Genomic DNA, 508 nt, shown 5'->3' on the forward strand with positions numbered 1-508 from the left:
TGCACCAGAGAATGCCTAGGCCTCGTCGCCGATACATCGCTCTCGGGCCGTCGGGTTGCTCGTGAGCTGGATCGGATCATCGAGAAGCGTGGCAAGCCTAAGATGATCGTCAGTGACAACGGGAGCGAGTTCACCAGCAACGCGATCCTGCAATGGACGGACCAGGTCAAGCTGGACTGGCACTACATCGCGCCGGGCAAGCCGATCCAGAACGCCTTCATCGAAAGCTTCAATGGCCGACTGCGGGATGAGCTCCTGAACGAGACGCTCTTCTCGTCCTTGAACCAGGCCCGATCAACGCTCTCAACCTGGTGCAACGACTACAATGATCATCGACCACATTCCGGTCTCGGCTGGCTGACACCGGCCGAGTTCGCTCAGACCCTCAACCCGCGACGTGATGCGGCGCTGCGCAGCCGGAATGGCTCCGCACCGCAACCCGCCGCTACCGCCCCGAATACAGCAACCCAAAACCGCCGGAGCGAACTCAAAACTGGATAAAACTTGG

The 508-nt window shown here is 60.0% G+C and carries 1 protein-coding gene; it reads left to right on the plus strand.

Going from position 1 to position 508, the window contains the following annotated elements:
• Window positions 1-501 (plus strand): integrase core domain-containing protein (locus H6M51_RS24240; RefSeq protein ID WP_185812316.1); only part of this gene is annotated, 501 nt, incomplete at its 5' end.
• Between the last annotated feature and the right edge of the window lie 7 nt (window positions 502-508).

The sequence above is a fragment of the Rhizobium sp. AQ_MP genome (assembly GCF_014237835.1).
Classification (GTDB): Bacteria; Pseudomonadota; Alphaproteobacteria; order Rhizobiales; family Rhizobiaceae; genus Allorhizobium.